The sequence below is a fragment of the Myxococcales bacterium genome (assembly GCA_016703425.1).
Taxonomy (GTDB): domain Bacteria; phylum Myxococcota_A; class Polyangia; order Polyangiales; family Polyangiaceae; genus JADJCA01.
Genome location: JADJCA010000007.1, coordinates 1 through 24,338, shown reverse-complemented (window position 1 = coordinate 24,338; position 24,338 = coordinate 1). Strand labels below are relative to the sequence as shown.

Below are 24,338 nucleotides of genomic sequence, written 5' to 3'. Positions count from 1 at the left end.
GGCCGCCTCGCCGCGGTGATGACGTACCCTCTCGCGATGGCATCGCTCCTCGGGCAAAACGTCCCGCGCGTCGACGGTCCCGCCAAAGTCACGGGCCGCGCGCTCTACATCGACGACTACGTCGTGCCGGGCGCGCTCCACGGGGCCACGTTGCGCAGCCACGTCGCCCGCGGACGCATTCGAGGGATCGTGAAGGACCCTGCCTTCGACTGGACCGGCATCACCGTCGTCACGGCCGACCAGATCCCCGGCGACAACGTCGTCGCGCTCATCGAAGACGACCAGCCGCTCTTGGCGAAAGACGTGGTTCGTCACATGTACGAGCCGGTGGCGCTCGTGTGCGGCGACGATCCGGTGCGCGTCGCTCGGGCGCTCAAGGCGCTCACCCTCGACATCGAACCGCTCTCCCCCGTCCTCACGTTTGACGACGCGCTCGCAGCGCGCGACGTGATCTGGGGCCGCGACAACGTGATGAAGCGGTACCTCATCGAGCATCGCCTCGAGCGCCCCATCGACGCGCTCCTGGCCGAATGCGAGATCGTCGTCGAGGGGCGGTACGCCGTCCATCATCAGGAGCAGCTCTACATCGAGCCGCAGGGCATGATCGCGTGGTGGGACGACGCGGGCGTTCACGTCACCGGTTCGCTTCAGTGCCCGTACTACGTGCACAAGGCCATGAAGCGCGCCTTCGCCCTCGAGGGCGAGCGCGTTCACGTCACGCAAGCCGTCACCGGCGGCGGCTTCGGTGGCAAGGAAGAGTACCCGAGCATCATCGCGGCCCACGCGGCGCTGCTCTCCAAGGTGTCCGGCAGGCCGGTGCGCATGGTCTATGGGCGCGCCGAAGACATCGAGGCGACGACGAAGCGGCACCCGGCCCGCGTCGACATCAAGACCGGCTGCACGAAGGCCGGAGAGCTCGTCGCGTTGTCGTTTGATTGCGTCATGGACGGCGGGGCCTACATGACGCTGACGCCCGTCGTTCTCTCGCGCGGCATCCTTCACGCGCAGGGGGCCTACGCGTGGCGACACGCGCGCGTGGCCGGATGCGCCGTTGCGACCAGCACGCCGCCCAACGGCGCCTTCCGCGGCTTCGGTGCGCCGCAAACCATCTGGGCCATCGAGCGCCACCTCGACCGCGTCGCCGAGAAGCTCGGCATGGACCCGATGGCGCTGCGCAAGAAGAACCTCCTCGGCATCGGCAAGACGACGGTGACCGGGCAGGTGCTCAAAGAGAGCGTCGGCGTCCACGAATGTGTCGAGAAGGCGGAGGCGGCGAGCGGCTACGAAGCCAAGCGAAGGGCCTACGCGGCGACGGGCGAGGTTCGTTTGCCGGGCGGGGCTCGCGTTCGCCGCGGCATCGGCGCTTGCGTCTTCATGCACGGTGCGGGGTTTACCGGCTCTGGTGAGCGACGCCTCAAGGGCAAGGTGCAGGTCGACCTCGAGGCCGGGGGGCGCCTTCGCGTGCGCACGGCCTCCACGGACATCGGGCAGGGGACCGAGACGGTCTTTCGTCAGATCGTCGCCGACGCCGCCGGCGTTCCCTTTTCCGAGGTCGACTTCGAGCAGCCCTCGACGACGCACGTGCCCGACTCGGGGCCCACGGTCGCCTCGCGCACCATCATGGTCGTGGGCACCATCGTCGGGCAAGCGGCGAGCGACGTCGCGAAGCGCGTGAACGCCGCGCGCCAGGCGGGCGAGTCTTTTGCCGCCGCGGGTGACCGCCTGCTCGCCTCCGGCCCCGTCCACTCGCTCGTTCAGTACGAGCCGCCGGTCGCCGCCGAGTGGAACGACGACACGTACCAGGGCGACGCGTACCCCACGTATTCTTGGGGCTGCGACATCGCCGAGGTCGAGGTCGACCTCGACACCTTTGAGACCAAGGTGCTGGGCTTTTGGGCGGCGCAAGACGTCGGCAAGGCGCTTCATCCGGTCCTCTGCGCGGGACAAGTCGAAGGTGGCACGCTCCAAGCCATCGGCTGGGCTCTGTATGAAGCCGTCGTGTGGAAGGAAGGCCGCATCATGAACCCGCGCATGACCAACTACGTCATTCCCACGAGCAAGGACGCGCCGCCCTTCTCGACGATCCTCGTGGAGCACCCGTTCTCCGGCAGCTTCACTGGCGCCAAAGGTGTCGGTGAGCTGCCGATGGACGGCGGCGCTCCGGCCATCGCCGCCGCCGTGGAGCAAGCGCTCGGCGTAACCCTCGACGACCTTCCGCTCCTTCCGGAGCAGCTCTACGCCGCCGTGGCGAAAGCCGCTCGCTGAGGCGCACTACGTTTTTTGTTGGCCACGTTCTCTGGAGAGTCTCCTTCCATGATTCGAATGATCGTGAACGGCAAGCCGGTAAGCGTTGACGCTCCGCCGATGGCGCGTCTGCTCGATGTGCTGCGCGGTCCCTTGGGCCTCACGGGAACCAAGGAGGGCTGCGGAGAAGGCGAGTGTGGCGCCTGTTCGGTGCTCCTCGGCGGTGTCGCGGTCAACGCGTGCCTCGTCGCCGCCGGGCAATGCGACGGAGAAGAGGTCGTGACCGTCGAGGGCCTCGCGCTCGGCGACGCGCTCACCTCGCTTCAACGATGCTTCATCGAAGACGGCGGCGCGCAGTGCGGCATCTGCACGCCGGGCATGCTCGTGGCGGCGGAGGCTCTCTTGAAGTCGAACCGCTCGCCGAGCGAGGCCGACGTTCGTGACGCCATCGCGGGCAACTTGTGTCGTTGCACGGGCTATCAGCGCATCGTCGACGCGATCCTTCACGCCGCCGCCGACCTCCGTAAGCAAGCGGGTGCGTCGTGAGTCAGGTCGCGCACGCCGCGGCGGGCCTCGAGCGTTGTCGGCTCCTTCGTCCGCGAAGGCTCGAAGACGCCGCCGCGATGCTCGCTGAGAGCCTCGGCAAAGGAGAGCGTGCCATGGCCCTCGCCGGCGGCACCGACGTCATCGTCGACCGACACCTGTTGCCCGTCGACCGCGCCACCGCCATCGACTGCGTGATCGACCTCACGGGCATCGCCGACTTCCACGCCATCGAGCGGCGTCAGGTCGACGGTCGCTCGGTGCTGCGCTTCGCCGGCGGCGTGACGTACTGGGATCTCCGCCAGAGCCGGGATGTCGGCGCTCACCTCCCGATGCTCGCCGACATGGCGCGCGACGTTGGAGCCGTGCAGATCCAAACGCGCGGCACTTTGGCCGGAAACGTGGCCAGCGCTTCGCCGGCGGCTGACGGCGTCGCGGCGCTCTTGGCTCTCGGGGCCACGCTCGAGCTCGTGAGCGCGAAAGGCGCCCGGCGCGTCGCCCTCAAAGACGCGCTGCTCGGATACCGGAAGACGGCGCTCGCTCCCGGCGAGCTCATCGGCGCCATCGAGGTCGTCGTGCCGTCGGCAGGGGCGAAGGTCTTCTGGCGCAAGGTCGGCACGCGCCTCGCCCAGGCCATCTCGAAGGTCGCCCTCGCGAGCGTCGTCGAGCTCGACGGCGACGTCGTCCGCTCCGCGGCCTTCGGCGTGGCGTCGGTGGCGGCGACGACGCACGCGCTCGGCGGCGTGTCGCTGGCTGTCGCTGGTGCATCGCTCGCGTCGCTCGATCACGCTGCCGTGGACGCGGCCGTCGCGAATGACATTCGACCCATCGACGACGTCCGCTCGACGGGACCCTATCGCCTTCACGTCACCAAGGCGCTCGTGCGGCAGGCTCTCTTCTTGTGACGAGTCGGTCGTGACGTTGGCGAGCTCGCCCTGGGCGGCGCTCTTTCGGGAGGCCGACGCGAACGCGGAGGCGCGGCCTCGACTCCTTCCGCGCCTCGAGCGGCGTGCGCCAGCGCACGTCGTCTACGGCGGCGCGCATCTGTACGCCGAAGGCACCGTCGAGAAGGTGGGCGCCTTGGCGCGCCGCGCCTTCGACACCTACGGGCGCGACGCAAGCACCTTCGCCGCGGCGTTAGGTCTGCCGGCGGGCACCGAGGACCGTACGTTCGAACGGGTTCGCGCCAAGCTCCTGCGCGAGCCCGTCGAGGACTACCGCATCGACTTCGAGGACGGCTACGGTGTCCGCTCCGACGCGGAAGAAGACGAGCACGCGGCGCGAGCGGGGCGAGCTCTCGCGCGCGCGGCGCGCGAAGGTCGCGGAGCACCCTTGAGCGGCGTGCGCGTGAAGTCCCTCGCCGTGGCCACGCGCCTTCGCGCAGCGCGCACCTTCGACACGTTCATGACGGCGCTCTTGGACGAAGGCGGTGGCGCCTTGCCGCCGGGGTTCGTGGTCACGCTCCCCAAGGTCGAAGGCCCGGCTGAGGTGCGCGTTCTCTCGTCGCGCCTCGATGACCTCGAACGGGCGAGCGGTCTCTCGTCCGGCGCCATCGGCCTCGAGCTCATGGTGGAGACGCCGGCCATCGTCCTGGGCCCGGATGGCAGGAGCCCGCTCGGTGAGGTTGTGCGCGCGGGCGCTGGCCGCGTCACAGGCGTGCACATCGGGAGCTACGATTTGACAGCGAGCCTCGGCATCGTCGGCTCGGCGCAGCGCCTCGAGCACCCGGCCTGCGACTTCGCGAAGCACATCGTCCGGTTCGTCCTCGCGGGTCAAGGCCTCGCGCTCTCCGACGGCGCGACCACGGTCCTTCCTATCGAGCCGCACCGGGGCGAGCCGCACCGGGGCGAGCCGCTCACGGCCGAGGCGCGTGCCGTCAACGAGCGTGCCGTGCATCACGCGTGGCGCCTCCACGCCAACGCTGTCCGACACGGCCTGATCGGCGGGTTTTTCCAAGGTTGGGACCTACACCCTGCGCAGGTTCCGGCGCGCTTCGGCGCCCTCTTCGCGTTCTTCGCCGAGACGCTGCCGGAGATGCGGGCGCGCTTGGGCCGATTTCGGGCTCAAAAGGAGCAGGCGACGCGCGTCGGGCAAGCGTTCGACGACGCGGCGACGGCGGAAGGCCTCGCGAACTTCTTTCGTTTCGGCGAGCTCGTCGGTGCGCTCGACCCGCACGAGAGCGCCGCGTAGCGCCGTGTTTCCCCGCGACGGTGCTCGCGCTGCCGTGCGCGGGCGCGTAGCCTAGGAGGACCTTGCCCCATCACGTCCGCGGCATCCTCTTCGTCGACTACGTCCGCATCCTGCGAACCATGAAGCACATCGACTGGTCCAAGCACCTGTCGACGGACGACGTGGCCTACCTTGCTGCGCGGGTCGACCCGGTCGCTTGGTACCCGATGGACACCTTCGAACGCATGGGCCTGGCGATCCTCGCCGAGATCACGCTGGGCGCGCTGGAGCCGGTCCGCGTCTGGGGCAGCGCCTCGATCGACTCCATTTGTGTCGCCCATCCGTCGCTTCTCGTGCCCGGCAATCCTCGCGAGACGCTGTCTCGCTTCTCCACCATGCGCAAAAACTTCTTCGACTACCCGGTCATCGAGCTAGGCACGCTCGAAGATGGGCGCGCGACGTTTCGCATCGCCTTCGGAATGTCGACCCGCGCGGAAGAAGCGGCGACGTGGCAAGCGATGGGATTTTTTGATCGCCTGCTGGTGCTCTCAGGGGCCCGCTTGCCGCAGGTGTCGCTCGTGGCCAAGAGCTTCGCCGGCGACCCCCATACGGAAATCGCGCTGTCGTGGACGCCTCGCGGCTGAACGGCCCGCGCGTGTGTCGAACGGGAACGCGTCACTCTGAGAGCGTCGAGAAGCGAATCTGAATCGCCTTGGCGGCGACGCGCGCAGGGATCGCGAAGTCCCTCCGAGCGTCGGACGACGCGAGCGCCTTCTCCGGCTTCACGACGAAGTGCGCCACCTGGCCCTTCAGCACTTCGATCTCTTTCGTGGCCGATCCGTCGGGGCCAAACTGCCCGAAGTCGCTCGGCAAGTAGAGCGCTCCGTCGCAGCGATTCTCCACGACCAACGTCGGATCGATGCACGTCTCCACGCGCCCGACGACGCACGGTGTATCGGGCGTCACCGTGACCGGCGTCGCGGAAGGGTAGGGGCAGAGGCCCTTGCTGTCGCAGCCGAACAACGTCGCGGGCACGAGGAAGGCGAATCGCGGGACCCATCCCGCGCACGCGCCGCGTCGGAGTGTCCAGCGCTTCACGGCGAGCCCGCTTCGCACTGATCGACCCTGGCGCCCTGCGCGATCCAAGCCCTGAGCCTGGCGAGCTCGGCCACCGTAAGGTTGGCCGCGAAGCCCGGGTACGGCATCGGCATGCCTTGCACCGCGTCCCGTAGGCGTTCGCGCTCGTCGTCCCCAAGGGGCTGCGCGGCGAGGTGCGTGGGCATCGTCTGCGGCTCGCTCGCCGGCGCGCCGCCGGGCGCAGTGGTTGGCGGAGCCGGTTCCCGTGGCGCGGCGAGCATCAGCTTGTAGAGCATGAAGCTCGCGGCCGGGTTGCCCGGCTCAACGACCGCCATGTCGACACCGAAGACGCGCGACGGCGGCGCCGCGGCGGGAAGGTTGCCGGTGTTCGTCGCGCGGGCCACGCGGCCGACGGCCGTGTTGAGCACGCCGAGCGGCGTCTCCAGGAGCAAGCCCGTCGCGGGACGCGACGCGGCGCCGCCCACCACGGCGGAAGCGCCGTGGCAGGTGCCCCGCCGCACGTGTTGACGAAGACCGGGAGGACATCGCGGCAAAACTCAACGCGCGGATCAAAGCCGCGAAGCTCGAGGCTTCGTTCCGCGCCGGTGGCGACTTCGTCTCCGGCGAAGAACGAGAGTCGCTGGGAGCGTTCGAGCGTCGCGCCGTCGAAGGCGCGGACGCCTCCGGGGCTGTTCTCCTCTTCGGGGTGCGTGAGCACCAGCAGGTAGGGTTGTTTCGGCGTCAACCATCGCGCGCCCTGCTCGTTGGGGCTCGCCAGCGAGAGCACGCGTGCCACCGGGTCGTAGGAGACGATGGGGTTGCCAACGGGGCGTCCGCTCGCCTCGAGCACCAGGGCTGCTTGCCGGTTCACCGATGCGGGGTGCAGCACGCGATCGAAGGCGACGTGAATGGAGCCGTTGGCCGGCACCGTCTTGCCGCCCTCGAAGCTCGTGGCCACCACGTGGACCGCTGGGCCGCGAACGGGAAGGTCGTCTTGTTTGCCCTGATCGCACGCGAGCGCAGGCCCGAGCGCGAGGCACGACCACGCCAGCGAGCGGCCCACACGGGTTCGCGCGCAACGCGCGCGAGCGGCACAGTCGAGAAGCGAACGATCCCCGAGAGGGGAGCTCACGCTCAGCTTTCCGAATAGAGCTGCAGCTGCTCTTTGACGACCTGGTCGTTCACGCCCGACGCCAGGTGGTCCTTGAGCACGTCCGCGAGCGTGATGAGCAGCTCGTTGACGCCCTTGTCTTCGATGAGCTTCGCCAAGAGCTGCTTCGATTCGCGCGTGTCGTCCTCGCGAAGAAACTGACGAACCTTCTCCAACGTGATGTCGCCCTGGAAGTCCAAGTACATGTTCTGCAAGAGGTACCGAGCGAGTTCTTTCACGTAGGCTCTCCCTTCCCGAGCCGAAACGGGCTCATGGATTGGCACTGCAAATCAAGCGACCGCGTCCGCGTGAGGGGGCCGCTACCGGCGCCGGGGCGGGGGAGCGGTCTCGCTTTGGACAGTCTCGCGTAATACGCGGCCAGGGCCGGCCAAAGCAAGGGGAAAATCGCCAAGATTTCGAAAGCTTCGGCGGAATCGCTGTTCTTTTTTCCCGGTGCCCGGGACGACGCGTCCACCGGCACGGGCACGTTCACGTTTACGGGGAAAGGGCGGGAGAGGGGAGAGGCCTACCGGCACATCGCGAGGGCCGTCGCGTTGGGCTCGTGGCAAACGAAACACGGCCGCGCGTTGCGGCGCATCTGCGACGCGCACTGGGCCGCGAAGCCGGGGCCGTGCGGGTTGTAGCGCCCGGCTCCGATGCCCGCCCCGCCGTGGCAGCTCGCGCAGTCGCGCTCCGTGTGGCAGCTCACGCACGCGTTGAGGTTCCGCTCTGCCTCTTGCGCGTGGTGGCCGGGCTTTCGCGGTGCGTCGCTCCACTGCGCCTTCGGCGGATGGAACCGTCCTGATTCGCGCACCGCCGTGGGGCCGCCCATGGAAACGCCGACTCGCTGGTGACACGAGAGGCAGAAGCTCTGCTCGCGGTGACAGCTCGTGCAGCGTTGCGACGCCATGCGCGCCTCGATGGCGTGCATGTTCAAGTAGTCGCTCGGGTGAACGCTGCGCGGGCGGACGCGTCCGTCGTGGCAGTCGACGCACATCTCTTCCTTGTGGCAATTGGCGCAGAACGCGGAGTCGCTCCCGGCCACTTTGCGGTGACGCTCGAGCCAGTCGGGCGTGTGTTGGGAGCCCCGAAGCCACCGGGGCGGCGTGAGCGCGCCCTGTGCGAAGACGACCTTCAAGCGGCCCGACTTCGGATCGCCGGGCCTCGCCGTGATGTGGCACGTCGTGCAGTCGCTCTTGGCCGAGCCTCGCGCCGAGGCTTCGGGGAAGACGTGGCAATTGAAGCAGCCGCGCATGCGCGGCATCTGATCGCGCGTCGCCAGCTCCAGCTCTTGCACGGCCCCATGGCATTGGGCGCAACCGATGTTTCGCGCAGCGTGCTTCTGGTGATTGAAGACCAGGTTCGGCGGCGGCAGGTGCAGCGGCGCGACCTTGTTGCCGTCGCCTTCCCGGTAGCCCACGTGGCAGAAGGCGCACTTGCCCTCCGCGTCGGGGCCTTCCGTCACGGCGCCGAGGTTCGTGTGATCGCTCAAGTGGCAGTTGTCGCACTTCGTTGGCGGCGGCAGCAGGCGGTCGCCGGCGTTGGCGCTCGTCAGCGCGCCCGGGTGGCAAGTCGCGCAGGTCGTGCCCTGAATCTTGGTGAGGTGCAGCTTGTGGTTGAAGCGGACGGTGAGCTTCTGTGGCGGGAAGATGATGTCGCTTGGTCCCGTGTCATCGCGAAAACTCCCGGGCGGCAAGAACGCCTGCGGAATCGCCTGTCCGCCAGGCATCGGCGACACCCCCGTCGTCCATCCCGCGCCCGCGCCCGCGCCCGCGCCCGCGCGCGCTCGAGGTCGAGGTCGAGGTCGAGGTCGAGGTCGCGGTCGCGCTCGAGGTGACCAAGGTCCTAGCGGCGGACTCCGTCCCTCCGGGACTCTGTCCAGGAATGTTCGAGGTCGGCCCCGCCGTTTCCCCGTCTCCGTAGGCCGTCGCCGCCGCCGCGACGAGTGCGAGCGCCGCGAAGAGCGACACGTGCGCCTTCACCGAGGTGCTCATCGCGCCGCCACCGTGAACCAAAGCACCATTCGGCCACGGACGCCCACGAGGCGATTGGTGTCGAGTTGAAACTCGAGCTGCGTCCTGGCGCGCTCCGACATTCGGTATCCCACGCCCGCCACCAGCCCGACGCTCTCGGTCGCACGCGCGGGCCTTAGCCGGTCCTCCCAGCTGTAGAGCGAGGCGCGCCCCATGAGGACCGTGCGAGCCCAGACGGTGTGCTCGGCAAAGAGCTCACCTCCCGCCCGGTGCCCCTCGTGGCCCGCGAGGGCGTTCACCCGGAGCCCCTGCGTGTTCAATCCCTTGCGTCGGCGCGCCGAGAACGAGCCGTTGCCGTCGAAGGTCGTGCGATTCGACGGGTAGTCGCCCGCCGGCAACAGCGACGCGTTGGATGGGCCCGTCTCGGCTTGGAAGAGGCGCGCGCCGCCGCCGCCGGCGAGCGAGATGGTGTCCGTCGCCTCGAACGAGGCGCGCAGCCCCAGGTCGTTCATCGGGTTCGAGACGAAGAAGTTGAAGATGCTGTCGGCGTCGTAGGTCGGCGCGAAGTAGTCGTAGTCGGCGCTCAGCGTGAGCCGCTTGGTGACGAAGGCGTCGGCCGACGCGTAGAGCGACGTGAAGCGCGCGGCGTAGAGATCGTAGGCCAAACCCGCCTTGCCGCCGCCGACCGTCGGCGCCGAGCCATCGATGGCGTAGCCGATCCGCTCTTGCGAGATGCGCGTTCGGTCGAAGGTCGCCGGCTCTGTCAGGCGCGGTTCGAAGAGCGAGACGTTGGAGCTGCCGGTGTTCAGGACGCGTCGATACGCGAGGCGCGAGTGCACCCACGGGAGCCCTGTCGATTCCAGAGCGGCGCCGAAGGCAGGAGCGACCTCGTTCGGTTGAAAAGCGAGCGCCGCCGCGCGATCGAAGCCGCTGCGATCGCCGCGCCAGACGCCGTCGCGCTCGAAGCGCGGCGACGAGAGCGGCATGCCGCCGCGCACTTCGAGGCCGCCGAGCACCTCGGCCGCCACGTAGAGGGGCGTCGTGACCCTCGCCATGGCGCCGTCGAAAGACCACCAGCCGAGCGCGTCGGTCGTGTACTGGCGGCCGAGGCGAAAGCCGAAAGCGCCGCCGAGCATGCGCCGCCCTTCGACGTAGCCGTACATGAGATCGATGGGCGAGCGCGAAAAGCCCGGGACGTTGCGATCGAAATCGAGCGGGTTCGCCTCGCCGGGGTTCGCGCCGTAGTCGGCGTCGTAGCGGAGGCGTGCCCGGAACAGGAGCTCGCCTTGGCCGCGGGCCGCGGCGTCGGGCACGATCCACGGCCTCGCCCCCATGAGGTCATACGCCGCGACGCCGAGCGTCGACGTGAGGCGGCGGCGCGGCACGATGGTCTCGCCGGTCGGGCTCCGCACGTCGTAACACTGGGCGCTCGTCTCCGCGGTGATTTCTGGTTCGAGCGCGCGCGCGCCCGACGGCCCTGCCGCTACCAGCGTGAGCGTCAGGAAGGAGGCGACGCGGCGAGGCGTGCGGCCTACGGGGCGCCGGGCTCGCCTTTCCAGCAAAGGGCGCACGTCGTGATCAGGCTTTGCCGGAAGCTCGTTCGCCGCCGAACTCGCGTACGAGCCGATCGTCGAAGGTGTCGGCGACGGCGCTCGTGCGGCGAATCAGGTGCGTCGCTTCGCTCTCGTCGAGGCCACGCGCGGGCCTTTCACTGAGCGCCACCACTCGGCCGCCGGCCAGCGCAAAGGCAGCCCCGCCCATCACGGCGCCGGCGTTGAGCTCGAGGAGGCGCTCGAAGAGGTGGGGGCGCTTGTCTTCCGGCGGGAGCGTCATGACGGGGCAGGCGACGCGCAAGAGGACGTCCTCTTCGTGTTTGCGAAGGCTCACGAGCGTGAGCGCGCTGCCGCGCATCAAGCTGTAGGTGAGCTGTCCGTCGCTCTCCGAGCGAATGGTGTCCGCCTTGATTCCAAGGCCGCCAATGGCTTGCTCCACGGTGGCCTGCGCGCTCTTCCAGAGGTCGTCCATTTCGCTCACTCCGCTCTCACACTCGCTCGCAGACGGGGCGTCGCGCCCCGTGAGGAGCGCGCAGAATCGGTGCTTTCTTTGACTCCGTCAACGAGCGGACGACGCGCTGAGCCGGAAAGCGTGCCTCACTCGACGACGCGGATATGCAGATCGCCCAATTGGGCCGGCGACACGGGCGTCGGTGCCTCGGTCATGATGTCCGAGCCCTTCTGCGTCTTCGGGAAGGGAATGACGTCTCGCAAGCTGTCGGTGCCCGAGAGCAACATGGCAAGCCGGTCAACGCCGAGGGCGATGCCGCCGTGGGGCGGCGCGCCGTAGCGGAGCGCGTCGAGCAAGAACCCGAACTTCGCGCGCGCGTCTTCGTCGTCGATGCCGAGCGTCCGGAAGACCTTCGCTTGAACGTCGGGGTCGTGGAGACGGATAGACCCGCCGCCGACCTCGAAGCCGTTGAGCACCAAGTCGTAGCGGTAGCAGAGGACCTTGCCCGGGTCCTTGTCGATGAGGTCGAGGCACGCGTCGTGGGGCCGCGTAAAGGCGTGGTGGGCCGCGGCCCAACGCTTGGTGTCATCGTCGTACTCGAAGAGCGGCGGCGTGACGACCCAGAGGAAGTTCCACTTACCGCCGTGGCCGACCTCGGGGATGAAGCCGAGCTTCTTGCCGAGGTGCGTCCGGAGGTTCGCCATGACCGTGTGGACCGTGGACTCCTTGCCCGACTGGAAGAACAGGTAGTCGCCATCGACGGCGCCGGTCTTCGCGTTGACGGCCTTCCGGAACTCCGGCGTCACGCTCTTGGCGAGCGGCGATTGCAGCCAGTTGCCTTCGGCGTCGATCTTCGCGCGCGCGAGGCCCTTGGCGCCCATGCCCTTGACGAAGTCCTCGAGCTTGTCGATCTCGGTGCGCGACAGTTGCACGCTGCCGACCTGCGAGGGTACGCGGATGACCTTGACGATCTCCGTCGGCAGATCACGACGGTAGGCGCCGCTCTTGAACTTCTCGGCGATCGGTTGCCAGAAAGGAACGCCGCCTCCGCCGTGCTCGATGACCAGATCGGTGATGTCGCTGTGCGGCATCTGGAAGCGGAGGTCGGGCTTGTCGTTGCCGTAGTCACGCATCGAGTCTTCGAAGGGCAACTGCGGAAAGCGGCCCGACGGGTAGAGCTCCGTGAGGTCAATGCCGAGCGTGTCCTTCCAGATGCGGAAGATGAGGCCCTCGATGACCTTGAAGATGTCGTCCTGATTGACGAACGACATCTCGACGTCGATCTGCGTGAACTCCGGCTGGCGGTCGACGCGGAGGTCTTCGTCGCGGAAGCATTTGACGATTTGGAAGTACTTGTCGAAGCCGGCCACCATGAAGAGCTGCTTGAAGAGCTGGGGGCTCTCGGCGAGCGCGAAGAACTTTCCCGGGTAGGCGCGCGAGGGGACGAGGAAGTTGCGCGCGCCGCCGGGCGTGTACTTCACGATGAACGGCGTCTCGAGCTCGAGGAAGCCGCTCTCGTCGAAGTAGCGGCGCGTCGACTGGTTGAGCCGGTGGCGAAGGCGCAGCGTCTTTTGCAACGGACCGCGGCGCAGATCGAGGTAGCGGTACTGGAGGCGCTTCTCCTCACCGGTGTCGATCGTCGTCTGCGATCTCGAACGGCGGCGTGTCGGCCTTGTTGAAGACGCCGAGCTCGATGGCATGGACCTCGATCTCGCCGGTCGAAAGGCGCGGGTTCTTGTTGTTGCCGCGGCCGACGACGCGGCCGCGGACGGCGATGACCCACTCGGTCCGGAGCGCCTGCGCGCTTTGGTGGGCCGCCGTGGGCGCGTCGCCGAAACCTTTGAGGTCGGGGTCGAAGACCACCTGCGTGATGCCTTCGCGATCGCGGAGGTCGACGAAGACGCAGCCACCGTGATCGCGGTAGCTCGCCACCCAGCCGAAGAGGACGACTTCCTTGCCCTCGTCGCTCGCGCGGAGCTCGCCGTTGTGGTGCGTTCGTTTCAGCTCGTCGATGAACCTGGCCACGATTACCTCGTTCGCGTAGCAGGCACCCAAGACGTGCCCGCGGGGGGCCGACGAGAGTAAAGGTTTTCACGGCAACACGACGCCGAAATCAGGCTGGTCGCCGATGCCCCACGGACTCAGGTTCCGCCGCAGAAGGCCTTGCCCATGGCCACCGCCGCGGCTTCGTCGCCCAAGCCGTCGGCCTCGACGATGGGCCGAAGGAGCGCTTCCGCCGGGTGTTTTGCGCAGGTGGCAACGGCCGCGTCGCCGGTGGCCTTGCACCCGGCGCTGACCGCCTTCGTGTAACAAGACTCCTTCCGCGAGGCTCCGGCGCAGGTGCACGCCGCGTCGAGGCAGCTTCGGTAGTCTTCGATGGCGTTGGCGCAAGCCTCCGGCGCGCCGGCGCGCAGCGCGTAGCCGCGCACGTTGAGGCGGCCGTTGGGGGCCTCGGGCGTGAAGACCCGGTAGCCGAACGTCGCGTCCGTGTGGCGCGCGAAGAGGCACGAGAGGCACGGCTGAGTCTTGGCGGCGAAGTTGCCGCACACGCCCACGCCCACCTCGCAAGGCCCGAGGATCTCGGTGACTTGGCCCGCGGCGCACGCTGAGAGCTGCCGCGGCGGCTTGCGAGGCAAATAGGTGCCCGTCGTGAAGGTGACCTGGCTTGGAGGGCACACCGTCGTCGGCCCGGCGTCGGTCGTTGTTGCCGGCGTGTCGACCCAGCTCGCGTCGGGAGCGACGGCCTCGGTGGCCGTGGTCGTCGTCGTCGTGTCGCCGGCGGTCGATTGACCGCCGCAAGCCGCGGCGCCCATCAACGCGGCTCCGAGCCCAAGGGCGACCTTCACGCGGACCTCCGTCGTCGCCGTCGCAACGCCGCGGCCAAGGCCAGCAGAACGGGCAGCGTGGTCGCCCCGGGCCTCGGGCCTACCGCGCATCCTTCCGGCTCGGCCGCGGGCTGCTGAATGATCCGCGAGCGCGTCGTCAACGGGACGCACACGTCGCCGCCTTCCACGGTGACGCAGGTTTCACCTTGCGCGCACGTGCGGCCGTCGCCGCACACGTCGACGCAGACTGCGTCGCGTCCCTCGACGGCCACGCACGCCGTCGAATCGCACTCGGCGGAACGTGTGCAAGATGCACCCTTCTCGCCCGCTGCCGGTTCCACCGCTCCGTCGGGCAAGGTGACGCGCGCGTCGGCGCGACCGGCGTCGACGGGCGGAGCCGGCACCGTCGGCCCGCTCGCCCACGCGGGGAGCGCATAACCGCCGAGCTGCGCCGCGGCCGTCGCTCCCTGCACGAGGAAGTCTTTCCACCGGTCGGTGCGCGTGTAGATGCCCTCCAGGCAAACGCCGCTGTCGTTCCCGGAGCGACTGAGGACCCCCATCGCGAGCGGCTTGCCGGCGCGGAACTGCGTCTCCTCGAGCGCCGCGCTGCCCGAGTCGCCGGAGCAGACGCCCCAGGCCACCTGGAAGTTCGCTTTGTCGTCGAGGCTGTCTTCCGAGCCGCCGTCGGGGAGCGGGCCGACGCCGCCGCCTTTGCAAAAGGGGTCGGCGAAGAGCGGATCGCCGACGATGCACTGGATGGGCACGCTCCTCAGGATGCGGCGCGTACCAAAGGTGCCCGGTTTGTCGGCGCCGGCGAGGCCGTAGCCGATCATCGACACCTCCGTCGCGTAGCGGCTGTGGTCGGTCATCGGGCCAAAGGCGAGGACGTCGGCCGGGGTCGCCTCGGCGGAGGGCACGTTGGCCGACAGAACGAGGAGCGCGATGTCGGAGGCGCAACCGTCGCTCTCCGTCGGCGTGCGGATCTCGGAGACGGCGCGCCATCCGCCCTGCGCGAGGGTCGGCTTGGTCGTCACGAAGGTCTGTGCCGGCGGCGACGAGCGCGTCGTGAACGAATCGACGCCGCAGCGGATGTGGCCCGCCACGCCGGTGTCGTTGTCGACGCAGTGGCGGGCCGTGAGGATCAGGTTCGGGGCGACGAGCGTGCCTGAACAAATGCGGGGGCAGGCGCCGGCTGACGCGGCGCCCAAACAAATGGCGACCGCGAAGGGATGCGCCGTCGTGTCGGTGCCTTGATTCGCTTGGGTGATTTGCCCCAGCGCGGCGCCGCGAGGCGCCTCGGTGCATCCGGGGGCGAGGGCGACCAGCGTCGCGGCACCGACGAACAACGCGAGCCCCGCGCGAAAAGCCATCCCATGGACCATAGCAAACGCGCGCGTGGCGCGGTGGCCCGTCCTCTGCGATCCTGCGGACGTGCACCTCCGCGCCCTCGCCATCCCGACTCGCCTGCCGTCTCGCGTCGCGGCGCTGGCGATTGCGCTGGCCGGGGCGGGCTTGGCGGCCTGCGGGCAAGGTGCCCGTTCGTTGCCAGCCACGAACGTCGACGCGCCGGTCGCGCTGCCGTCATCTAGCGCGACGGCAGGGCGCGCCCTCCGAGCGCGGCCGGGCCTCATGGCGACGGTCATCGGACCAAGGCTCGCTCCGTACCAAGCGAGCGCTGGCGGCCTCGGCGGGTATCACGCGCTCGTTCGCCTCACCAACGCGTCAGCGGCGCCAGCGAACGTGGAGCGCTTCCGCGTGGAGTTCGCGGCGACGCGCGAAGGCGTCGCGTTTCCTTGCCGTGAACACCGCGGCGGCGAGGCGCGGGTGCGCGAACCGAAGAGCCTCGGCCCCGGCGAGTCGTTCCTCTACGAACGCGACATCGACTGCGGGACAACGCTGCTCGGTCGCTACGACGTCGTCGCGCAAGTGTCGTTCGGCGATCAGCCGGCCGAGTTCGGCGGCGCCTTCTCCCTCGAGATCGTCGGCTCCGGCGCTTCGACGCCGCGGCCGTATCCAGGTCGGCCCGCGCTTCACGTCGCCCTCGTCGGTGACATGCTCGTTCGCGGAACCACGACCGCCGCGTGGCTCAAGGGGGCCGTCTCGCCGGTCGTTGTGCTCACGAACGCGGGCGGCAGTCCGCTCTTGCTCGGTGCGGTTCGCGTGGTGCTCGGGCTGCGGAACAACGCCGGCGTCTCAATCCCCTGCGAGGGCGAGGGCAAGGGAGCCGAGCACCTCCCGGGGCCCGCGTCGTATGCGCTCGACCTCTGGGCCGGAGCTCCGTTTTCCCTCCAACCGGGCCGCTCGCATCACATCTCGGTGCCCCTCAAGTGCGGTCCGGCGCCCGACGGTGACTATCGCGTTGAAGGGTACGTGGTCCTTGGCGACGGTGCCATCGCGGACGGTTGCCCCGTTGGCCCCTTGCCCCTCAAGGTGAGCCGCGACCCAGCCCTCGTGGCCCCGGTGGCCCCGTAGTGGGGCGAATCGAAGACTTCGCCAGCACTTCGAGACGGCCTTCTGCCGCGCTTGACCCCTTCGGCGCTCGGGTGGCACGCTACGGGACTCCCGTGCTGGTTTTGGACCACCAAGCTCTCGCCCCTCTCAACCCTCCCGGGGGCCGGCGCGTCTTCTGCCGCGGAGGAGCCTGACGGCCATGTCCGACTCGCAGCAAAGGTACCGCGTCGTCGAGAAGCTCGAGTCGGGCGGTATGGCGGAGGTGTTCCGCGCCGAGAGCGAGGGGCTCCAGGGCTTCCGCAAGCAAGTCGCCATCAAGCGCGTCTTGCCGCACCTCTCCGAGAAGAAGAAGTTCATCTCGATGTTCTTGGACGAGGCGCGCCTCTCGGCGCACCTCTCGCACTCGAACTGCGTTCAGGTCTTCGACATCGGCGTCGGCGACGCCGCGTACTTCATCGTCATGGAGTTCGTCGACGGCGCGAACTTGAAGGCGATCATCGAGTACCTGAAGAAGCAGGGGAAAGAGTTCCCCGTGCCGATGGCGGTCTACATCGCCCTCGAGATTTGCAAGGGCCTCGCCTACGCGCACGAGCTCCGCGATCCCCAGGGGCGCGATCTGCACATCGTGCACCGCGACATGTCGCCACCGAACGTGCTCATCACGAAGTTCGGCGAGGTGAAGATCGTGGACTTCGGTCTCGCCAAGGCCAACTCGCAGCTCGAGAAGTCCGAGCCCGGCATCATCAAGGGCAAGTTCAGCTACCTGAGCCCCGAGGCGGCGCTCGGCCAAGAGGTCGACCACCGGGCCGACATCTTCGCCGTCGGCATCATTCTCTGGGAGCTGCTCACGGGGCAGCGTTTGTTCCTCGGCGAGAGCGACTTCCAGACCGTCAAGAAGGTGCAGCAGTCGGTCATCCCGTCGGTGCGCCAATACAACTCGCGCGTCTCGGCGGAGCTCGAGTCGCTGGTCATGCGCTCGCTCGCGAAGGAGCCGGCGCAGCGCTACAACACGGCCCGCGACTTCGGCAAAGACCTCGTCCGCTTCCTCTTCGCGCAGGGGCAGTCGGTCAGCACCTTCGACATCGAGCTCTTGGTGCAGGGCGCCATGCGCGATCGTCAGCGCGCGCGCCCGCAGCAGCACTCCATCATCGACAAGCTCATCGAAGAGGCGCTCCTCGAGTTCACCTCGCTCAAGGAGGAGCAGGCGGCCGCCGCCGCGAGCCAGCGCAAGGGCGGTGGCTCGGGTCCGGCCCCGCTCAACATGGGCGACTTCTCCGATCCGTCGCATTGGATCAACGAGCTGGCCGCTGGCGGCGATCGGCTCCAGATCGGCGTCGCCAGCGATCCCTTGCGCGCGTCGTTGCCGCCGGAGCTCTTCACGCCGGGCAACCTCTCGGCGCTCGAGGAGGGAACGCTCGCGCGGCCCGCCACGCCGGCGCCCATCGCGTCGTCGCACATGGCCGCGCCGGCGCCGGTGATGGTGCCGCCCGGTGCTCCGGCCGCGCTCGCCGGCGCGCACGCCCAGCCGGTCCGCATTCAGGAGATGTCGAGCGGCGGGCCGAGCCGCGCCATGATCGGCGTCCTGATCTTCCTCGCCGCGGTCTTCGCGGCGGTCGTTGCATGGTACACGCGGATCATTCCGCACCCGTGACCGGCGAGGTCGACGCGCGCGCGCCTATCGCCTTTGTGCCCATCGGCGTCGCGCGGACGGCGCTCTCGGAGCGCGCCTCGGCGGCGCGGCAGCCGGCCGCCGCTGGCGGCGCCGAGGGGCGGATCGAGCTCTACGACGGCCGCGGCTTCGAAGACGCGCTGTTCGGGCTCGAGGGCTTCAGTCACCTGTGGCTCCTTTATGTCTTCGATCGCAATGTGAGCGCCGGCTTTCGTCCGAAGGTGCTGCCACCGCGGAGCAAGGTCGGGCGCGTCGGCGTCTTCGCGACGCGCTCGCCGCATCGCCCCAACGCCATCGGCATGAGCGTCGTCGAGCTTGTGCGCGTCGAGGGCCTCGTCGTCTTCGTCAAGGGCGTCGACCTCCTCGATGGCACGCCCATCTTGGACATCAAGCCCTACGTGGCCTACGCCGACGCCGTCGCCGAGGCCTCGACCGGTTGGCTCGCGGCCGATCCGGAGCCGCCATGGGGCGTGCGCTTCAGCGCGCTCGCCGAGGAGCAGCTCGCGCACCTCGAGGGGGGGGGCCTCTCGCTCGCGGCCGACATCACCTCGCGCCTCGCGCTCGGCCCGCAGCCCCACGCGTACCGGCGCATCAAGCTGGAGCCGCCGGCTGAAGGCGGCGGGGTGCGCGGGACCTTGGCGCTGAAGGACTGGCGCGTTCGCTTCGAGGCCGCTGCGGCCGCGCGCGAGCTCGTCGTCGTGTCGCTTCACACCGGCTACCGGCCGAGCCAACTCGCCGAGGGCGGCAGCGCGCCGCCGCTCCATCGGGCGTTTGCGGCGCGCTTTTCGTAGCGAGGAGCTGTCGCGGCGATCAGAACTCTTGGCAGGTGGCGAAATACCCGAGCGCCGTCCCGTTGCCCTTGATGACCGTGCAGACGTCCTTGCAGTAGTTCGACGTCGACTTGCCTTTGCAGCAGATGTTGACGGCGTCGATGAGCGGGAAGGCTCCGGCGATGCCCTGCGCGCACTCGGTCTTCTGCGAGGTCTTCATGCAGTCGAGGACCTCCGCGTCGACGGGGGCTGTGGCCTTCTCTTCGCAGCGTTTGATGCAGCCGCCGCAGTTGGTGCCGGCGATGCCGAGGGCCGCGAGCTCCTTCTTGAGCACGCCGGCGACGCTCGCGTTCTCCGCGCCGCAATCGGCGAAGAGCTGGCAAGCGTTCTGGCAATTCGCCGTCGTGCTCGCGCCGCAGCTAATGGTGATGCTCGCCGTCGCGGTGAAGGGCTCGGTGGTGCAGGTCGCGCGGCCCGTGGCGGGCACCGGCGCGAGCTCGAGGGCGCCGGCGCCGGGGAAGCCCTTCGGGTGTGCGAGCAAGAGGTCGATCATCCAGTCGTTGATCGGTGAGAGCCAAGCGTGGCCCAGGTTCTTGCCCTTGCAGTTGGCCTGACCCACGTTCTTCTGGTTGTTGTAGAACTTGGTCGCCGACGACGCCTCGGGCACGAAGCTGAAGTCCGTCACGTCGCGGTCGCCGGCCTTCCCGGTGTACTTGTCGTTGTCGCCGCCCCAGGTGACCAAGACGAGCATCTTGTCCATCACCGGCTCGGGCGTGGGGCTCGTCTGCGTGAAGACGCCCGACGCGACGATGGCGCCGGCGAAGAGCTCGCTCTTTCGCTGGATGATGTGGTTCGTGAAGATGCCGCCCGCGGAGTGCCCGCCGGTGTAGACGCGGTTCTTGTCGAGGGGGCGGTGCGCGGCGGCGCACTTCAAAAGGGTCTCGACGAACTCCACGTCCTTGTTGGGCTTGTTCTCGTCGCCCTCGGCTCGCATCGAATCCCAGATGGGCCAAATCGCGCCGTTGCCGACCGAGGAGGGGGCGAGCACGACGAAGCCGCGCTTCGCGAAGGCGGCGAGATCGGCCCGCTCGGCGAAGGCCTGGCCGTTCTCGCTCGTGCCGTTGTAGGCCATGAACACGGGCGCCGGCGTGGTCGAGTCACCCTCGGGGAAGATGGCCCAGAAGTCGCGCTTCTGGCCCGCCACCTCGAAGCCGCGGTTCCAGCCGGGGGCGGGGGCTTTGCCCTGGTACGCTGCGGGGCAATCGTCGGTCGACGCCTGAATCGCAACCGCCGGAACATCCTCAGCTTTTTGCGGGTCGACGACGCCCGCATCGGCGCCGCCGGTGGGGGTCACCGCGGTGCTCTCGGAGGAGCTACAGGCGAAGGCGGAGAGGGCGAGGGCGAGAAAAGACGCGGCGAGTGATGCAGGACGAACCATGGCCTGCCGATTAGCACGGATTATGGGGATGCGCTTCCCCCACGTTGTGGCCCATGTGGCCGTGTTTTCGCGCCTCGAAAGCCCGGTGACGTCGTTTACCATCCGTCGATGGCTCAACTTCGCTCCGCTTCGATTCTGGGCGTCTTCGGTTCGGTCACAGCCCTTGGCTTCGTGCTCGCGGCCTGCTCTGGCGGCAGTGCCCTGCTCGCAACGCCCGGCGGTCTCGATGGCAGCGTCTCGCTCGATGCGTCGCTGCCCGACGGCGGCGGCGTCGGGCAGGGCGTCGGTCAACCGTGCACCGAGGTCGAAAAGTGCCGACCCGGGCTCGCCTGCACCGACGGCAAGTGCGCTCCCGGTCGCAGCTCCGCCGACGGCACCCCCTGCACGATCAGTGCAGAGTGCAAGGATGGGAGCTTCTGCGGGGTCGAGCGGACGTGCGCCCCGGCGGGGCCCGGCAAGGCCGGTGAGCCCTGCAACGGTGACAAAGACTGCGGCTCAGGCTTCCGCTGCAACCTCGCCGGCGTGAGCGCCGAGTGCCAGCCCGAGGGCTCCGTGGACGTCGGCGGCGCCTGCGCGCTCAGCGGCGACTGCTTCGGCGGGCTCGCCTGCGTGCAGAAGGCCTGCACGCCGCTGCCGCCGGGCCAAACGATCCCCCTGCCGTGGAGCGGCGTGAGCTGCGACGCCGAAGACACGGGCGCCACGAAGGTCTACTTCCGGGTGCCGCGCGGCACCGGTGACGGCGACTTCTTCCGGTTGCCCTTCCCGAACGACATCCGCAAGAAGGCCGGCAAGGTCGACCTCGCAGGCTTCCCGACGCCGGGGACGGCGCTCGTCGGGTTCGATGTGATGGACCGCTACCTGCGGAACCTGGAGGCGACGGCCGACGGCTGGAGCGGAGCGCCGACGGTGATCTTCCGCACGAGCGGCGGCATCAACTTCGACTCGCTGAAGACGAACGGCGCCATTCGCTACGTCGACATCACGCCGGCGGGCCCCGGCAACGATCTCGGCTACTCGTGGTTCGCGACCACGGGCCGCACGGCGTACGTGTGCCCGAACGGCCTCTACGTGCGGCCGCCGGCCGGCTCGCCGCTCAAGCCCGGCAACACCTACGCGGTGCTCCTCACGAACGCCGTGAAGAACGATCAGGGCCAGCCGCTCGTGCGCGCCGACGATCTCGGCGGCGTGCTCGGCGCGTCGGCGCCGGCCGATGCGGCCCTCGCCGCCGCGTACGCCGCGTACGCGCCGCTCCGCACGTGGGCTGCGTCGAAGAGCGTCAACCTCGACACCATCGTGGGCGCGGCCGTCTTCACGGTCGGCACCAACATCGCCAACGTCGCCAAGTTGCCGCAGGCCGTCACGGCCGCGCCGGCGCCGGCGGCGACCAACTGGGTGAAGTGCGGCGGCGCGACGCCATCGCCCTGTCCGCAAGCCACCGGCGATCGCGCCTGCGGCACCGGCAACGCGAACTTCGACGAGTACCACGCGCTCGTCTCGATGCCGCGCTTCCAGAAGGGCACGCCGCCGCACGTGAATCCCGACGACGGCGGTGACTTCGAGTGGGGCGCGGGCGGCGTGCCCGTGGTTCAAGGCTCCGACCAAGTGTGCCTCTCGCTCTCCGTGCCCAAGGCCACCAAGCCGGCCGGCGGATGGCCCGTCGTCATCTACGCGCACGGCACCGGCGGCAGCTTCCGCAGCCACATCACCGAGGGCGTCGCCGAGCGGCTCGCGCTCGCGAAGACGACGGCCAACGTGACGGTGCCCATGGCCGTGCTCGGCATCGACCAGGTCGCGCACGGCCCGCGCCGTGGCGCGTCGACGGAAGGCTCCGACAAGCTCTTTTACAACTTCACCAACCCGAAGGCCGCCCTCGGCAATCCTTTGCAAGGTGCAGCCGATCAGCTCGCGCTCGTTCGCTTCGCCAAGGGTCTCGACGTGGCCGCCGGCTCGTCGCCCACCGGTGAGCGGTTGCACTTCGGCTCCATCGGCTTCTGGGGCCACTCGCAAGGCGCGACGGAGGGCGGCATCTCCTTGCCCTACGCGCCGGACATCAAGGGCGTCGTCCTCTCCGGCGAAGGCGCGAGCCTCATCGACTCGCTGCTCGGCAAGCAGAAGCCGGTGAACATCGCCGGCGCGCTCCCCATCGTGCTCGGCGATCCGCAGGTCGGCGCGTCGCACCCAGCGCTGACGATCCTCCAGCACGCCATCGACCCCGCCGATCCGCTCTACCACGCGAAGGGCTTCTCGGTGGCGCCGCCCGTTGGCGTCGCGGCGCGCCACGTGTTCATGCCCTTCGGCAACGGTGACACGTACACGCCGATCGCGTCGCAGGTGGCCTTCGCGCTCGCCGGCGGCCTCGGGATGGCGGCGCACGCGCCCGGTGTCTCAGCGCCGACGACCATCGGCGGCTTGTCTCCCCAAGCGGTGCCCTTCAGCGGCAACGTGACGACGGCGAGCGTGACGGTGACGGCCGCGCTCCGCCAATACACGCCGAGCGGTTACGACGGACACTTCGTGTCGTTCCGCGACGCCACGGGCAAGGCCGACGTCGATCGCTTCCTCGCCGAGATGATGAGCGGCGCGGTGCCGAAGGTCGGTCCGTGAGGTAGCGCCGGCCTTGAGGGTCGAGGGCGTCCGGGCGACCGCTACCCCATCGCTTCGCGAAGCAACCGGTTCGACGCTTTCAACAGCGAATCGTCGCCGGTCTTGCCGAGCAAGTTGGAGATGTGACGCTCGAGCGTAGCGTTGGTGCAGCCGAGTCCTGCCCGAATCTCTTCGTGGGATGCGCCTCGGACGCTTTGCTCGAGGATGAGCCGCTCCGTCGGCGTCAGCCGGTAACGCGCCGCCCACGCGTCGAGCGTGTGCGCCCAGGGCTGGCCGGTTTCGGCCGCCCACATGAGGAGCCGCTTGTGGAGGCTGAGATCGGCGTTTGGCTTCGGCAAAAAGACCGCGTCGTGCTCGGCGATGGCCAAAACCGTAGCGGGGTCGCTTCCGCGCTGTAGCACGGCGACATGGAGGTTCGGCCGTCGCTCGCGCGCGTACCGGATGAAAGTGAAGCCGCTCACCATTGGCAAGACCTATATCCACCACGGCGGCGAAGACGTGCCCTTTGGTCGAAGTGCTCAGCGCCGCGGCGAGGTTCTCGGCGTGAACACCTCAAGCGGCGGCCGCAGCGAGCGAATCAGGCGCGCGCAAGCGGTTTGTCGTCTTCAAGGAAAAGGACCGGAATGCTTTTTGCAATCGACGTTTTTTTTGAGCGTTCAACGACTTAGCTCCCCCGGTGACGCGGCGTCTACAGGCTAGCCTGTATGGCGCATCGATCGCGGCCGTGATGGCGTGCCGCGCATGACGCCCTCGCGCACCGCGACGTTCGCACTGATCTCGGCCGTGACGTTGTTCATGGGACTCAGGCTCGGCACGGGCTGCGCAGCGCCCGGAGAGAAGCAACGAGAAAACCCGGCGGAAGGCCAACGAGGCGTCGTCAAGAGCGCGCTCAAAGCTTCTGACTCGGGCGCGCCGGTGACGCAAGCCGCGGAGAGCGCTGTGCGCGCGATGTACGGGTGTGAGGTGAACACCGTCGTGGTGGCTCCGGACGCGGGGGCCGACGGTGGCCTGGACGCCGCGTTGTCCGACGTGATCGGCCTGTCGGCACCGACCGCGTCCGGTGACGGCGGAACCGTGCTCCTTCTCGGTGACGCCGCGGTGACGAAGGCGTTACCGTCGCGCGTAGGCGAGGCAACGACCTTCGAAGCGTCGGGCGACGACTATGCGCCGCGCTTCGCTGACACGGACTCGACGACGACCCGCGTCGACGTTCGGCTGCCGGCGGAGGCCAGCGGCAGCTTCACCGTGCGCGACCGCGCCGGCGACAAGTGACAAGCCGATGGCCATTCGGGCTGCGCTTTCGGGCGCGAAGCCCGCGCCGGCCGAGATGGGCGACGGGCACCTGGTCACCGCGGCGCCCACCCGTCGGGCGGCGACGTGATGCATCGCGCGTCGAGAGACGGCACCGAGGATTACGTGGC

The 24,338-nt window shown here is 69.0% G+C and carries 20 protein-coding genes and 1 pseudogene; 10 read left to right on the top strand and 11 right to left on the bottom strand.

Features of this window, described 5'->3' with window-relative positions; genetic code table 11:
• Nucleotides 1-15: 15 nt before the first annotated feature.
• From IPG50_12060 to IPG50_12040, 5 genes are all read left to right on the top strand, one after another.
• Complete coding sequence (locus IPG50_12060; GenBank protein MBK6692916.1) at nucleotides 16-2,265, top strand: xanthine dehydrogenase family protein; 2,250 nt, start codon at nucleotides 16-18, stop codon at nucleotides 2,263-2,265.
• Nucleotides 2,266-2,313: 48 nt separating this feature from the next.
• Nucleotides 2,314-2,790: a (2Fe-2S)-binding protein gene (locus IPG50_12055; GenBank protein MBK6692915.1), complete on the top strand. Its 477-nt coding sequence runs from the start codon at nucleotides 2,314-2,316 to the stop codon at nucleotides 2,788-2,790.
• Complete coding sequence (locus IPG50_12050) at nucleotides 2,787-3,692, top strand: FAD binding domain-containing protein (protein ID MBK6692914.1); 906 nt, start codon at nucleotides 2,787-2,789, stop codon at nucleotides 3,690-3,692. Before IPG50_12055 ends, IPG50_12050 begins: the two co-directional genes overlap by 4 nt.
• Nucleotides 3,693-3,702: 10 nt before the next feature.
• Nucleotides 3,703-4,977 carry a phosphoenolpyruvate kinase gene (locus tag IPG50_12045; GenBank protein MBK6692913.1) on the top strand — a complete coding sequence of 425 codons (1,275 nt, stop codon included), beginning with the start codon at nucleotides 3,703-3,705 and terminating at the stop codon, nucleotides 4,975-4,977.
• Between the two features lie 62 nt (nucleotides 4,978-5,039).
• On the top strand, nucleotides 5,040-5,600 hold the full coding sequence (locus tag IPG50_12040; protein ID MBK6692912.1) for a hypothetical protein: 561 nt from the start codon (nucleotides 5,040-5,042) through the stop codon (nucleotides 5,598-5,600).
• Nucleotides 5,601-5,631: 31 nt separating this feature from the next.
• Here the strand turns inward: IPG50_12040 and IPG50_12035 are convergent, their stop codons facing one another.
• From IPG50_12035 to IPG50_11995, 9 genes and pseudogenes are all read right to left on the bottom strand, one after another.
• Nucleotides 5,632-6,054 carry a hypothetical protein gene (locus IPG50_12035; GenBank protein ID MBK6692911.1) on the bottom strand — a complete coding sequence of 141 codons (423 nt, stop codon included), beginning with the start codon at nucleotides 6,052-6,054 and terminating at the stop codon, nucleotides 5,632-5,634.
• On the bottom strand, nucleotides 6,051-6,554 hold the full coding sequence (locus IPG50_12030) for a hypothetical protein (protein ID MBK6692910.1): 504 nt from the start codon (nucleotides 6,552-6,554) through the stop codon (nucleotides 6,051-6,053). Before IPG50_12030 ends, IPG50_12035 begins: the two co-directional genes overlap by 4 nt.
• Nucleotides 6,555-7,167: 613 nt before the next feature.
• Nucleotides 7,168-7,422: a hypothetical protein gene (locus IPG50_12025; GenBank protein ID MBK6692909.1), complete on the bottom strand. Its 255-nt coding sequence runs from the start codon at nucleotides 7,420-7,422 to the stop codon at nucleotides 7,168-7,170.
• Nucleotides 7,423-7,709: 287 nt separating this feature from the next.
• Nucleotides 7,710-8,912, bottom strand: coding sequence for a cytochrome c family protein (locus IPG50_12020; GenBank protein ID MBK6692908.1), 1,203 nt, complete (start codon nucleotides 8,910-8,912; stop codon nucleotides 7,710-7,712).
• Nucleotides 8,913-9,173: 261 nt separating this feature from the next.
• Nucleotides 9,174-10,727, bottom strand: a complete 1,554-nt coding sequence (locus IPG50_12015) for a hypothetical protein (GenBank protein MBK6692907.1) — start codon at nucleotides 10,725-10,727, stop codon at nucleotides 9,174-9,176.
• Between the two features lie 7 nt (nucleotides 10,728-10,734).
• A complete protein-coding gene (locus tag IPG50_12010) occupies nucleotides 10,735-11,181 on the bottom strand; it encodes a YbjN domain-containing protein (GenBank protein MBK6692906.1) in 447 nt (148 codons plus the stop codon).
• A 125-nt stretch (nucleotides 11,182-11,306) separates the two neighbouring features.
• Nucleotides 11,307-13,185, bottom strand: a pseudogene (gene aspS, locus IPG50_12005) (aspartate--tRNA ligase).
• Between the two features lie 116 nt (nucleotides 13,186-13,301).
• Complete coding sequence (locus IPG50_12000; protein MBK6692905.1) at nucleotides 13,302-14,006, bottom strand: hypothetical protein; 705 nt, start codon at nucleotides 14,004-14,006, stop codon at nucleotides 13,302-13,304.
• The gene (locus IPG50_11995; GenBank protein MBK6692904.1) at nucleotides 14,003-15,355 is read right to left on the bottom strand and encodes a trypsin-like serine protease; all 1,353 of its coding nucleotides are present in this window, start codon (nucleotides 15,353-15,355) and stop codon (nucleotides 14,003-14,005) included. The genes IPG50_12000 and IPG50_11995 overlap by 4 nt, the downstream gene beginning before the upstream one ends.
• A 25-nt stretch (nucleotides 15,356-15,380) precedes the next feature.
• Between IPG50_11995 and IPG50_11990 the strand changes: the two genes are divergently transcribed.
• The 3 genes from IPG50_11990 to tsaA all read left to right on the top strand — a co-directional run bounded on the left by IPG50_11990 (nucleotide 15,381) and on the right by tsaA (nucleotide 18,896).
• Entirely contained in the window at nucleotides 15,381-16,457 is a 1,077-nt protein-coding gene (locus tag IPG50_11990) for a hypothetical protein (GenBank protein MBK6692903.1), read from the top strand.
• A 178-nt stretch (nucleotides 16,458-16,635) separates the two neighbouring features.
• Nucleotides 16,636-18,087 (top strand): serine/threonine protein kinase, encoded by a 1,452-nt coding sequence (locus IPG50_11985; GenBank protein MBK6692902.1) that lies wholly within the window; start codon nucleotides 16,636-16,638, stop codon nucleotides 18,085-18,087.
• On the top strand, nucleotides 18,057-18,896 hold the full coding sequence (tsaA, locus tag IPG50_11980; GenBank protein MBK6692901.1) for a tRNA (N6-threonylcarbamoyladenosine(37)-N6)-methyltransferase TrmO: 840 nt from the start codon (nucleotides 18,057-18,059) through the stop codon (nucleotides 18,894-18,896). The genes IPG50_11985 and tsaA overlap by 31 nt, the downstream gene beginning before the upstream one ends.
• A gap of 19 nt (nucleotides 18,897-18,915) precedes the next feature.
• Here the strand turns inward: tsaA and IPG50_11975 are convergent, their stop codons facing one another.
• Entirely contained in the window at nucleotides 18,916-20,313 is a 1,398-nt protein-coding gene (locus tag IPG50_11975; protein MBK6692900.1) for a prolyl oligopeptidase family serine peptidase, read from the bottom strand.
• Nucleotides 20,314-20,421: 108 nt separating this feature from the next.
• Between IPG50_11975 and IPG50_11970 the strand changes: the two genes are divergently transcribed.
• The gene (locus tag IPG50_11970) at nucleotides 20,422-22,917 is read left to right on the top strand and encodes a hypothetical protein (protein ID MBK6692899.1); all 2,496 of its coding nucleotides are present in this window, start codon (nucleotides 20,422-20,424) and stop codon (nucleotides 22,915-22,917) included.
• 41 nt (nucleotides 22,918-22,958) lie between these two features.
• On the opposite strand, the gene IPG50_11965 is transcribed toward IPG50_11970, so the two are convergent.
• A complete protein-coding gene (locus tag IPG50_11965) occupies nucleotides 22,959-23,381 on the bottom strand; it encodes a hypothetical protein (GenBank protein ID MBK6692898.1) in 423 nt (140 codons plus the stop codon).
• Between the two features lie 277 nt (nucleotides 23,382-23,658).
• On the opposite strand from IPG50_11965, the gene IPG50_11960 reads away from it, so the two are divergent.
• The gene (locus IPG50_11960; GenBank protein ID MBK6692897.1) at nucleotides 23,659-24,189 is read left to right on the top strand and encodes a hypothetical protein; all 531 of its coding nucleotides are present in this window, start codon (nucleotides 23,659-23,661) and stop codon (nucleotides 24,187-24,189) included.
• Nucleotides 24,190-24,338: the final 149 nt, after the last annotated feature.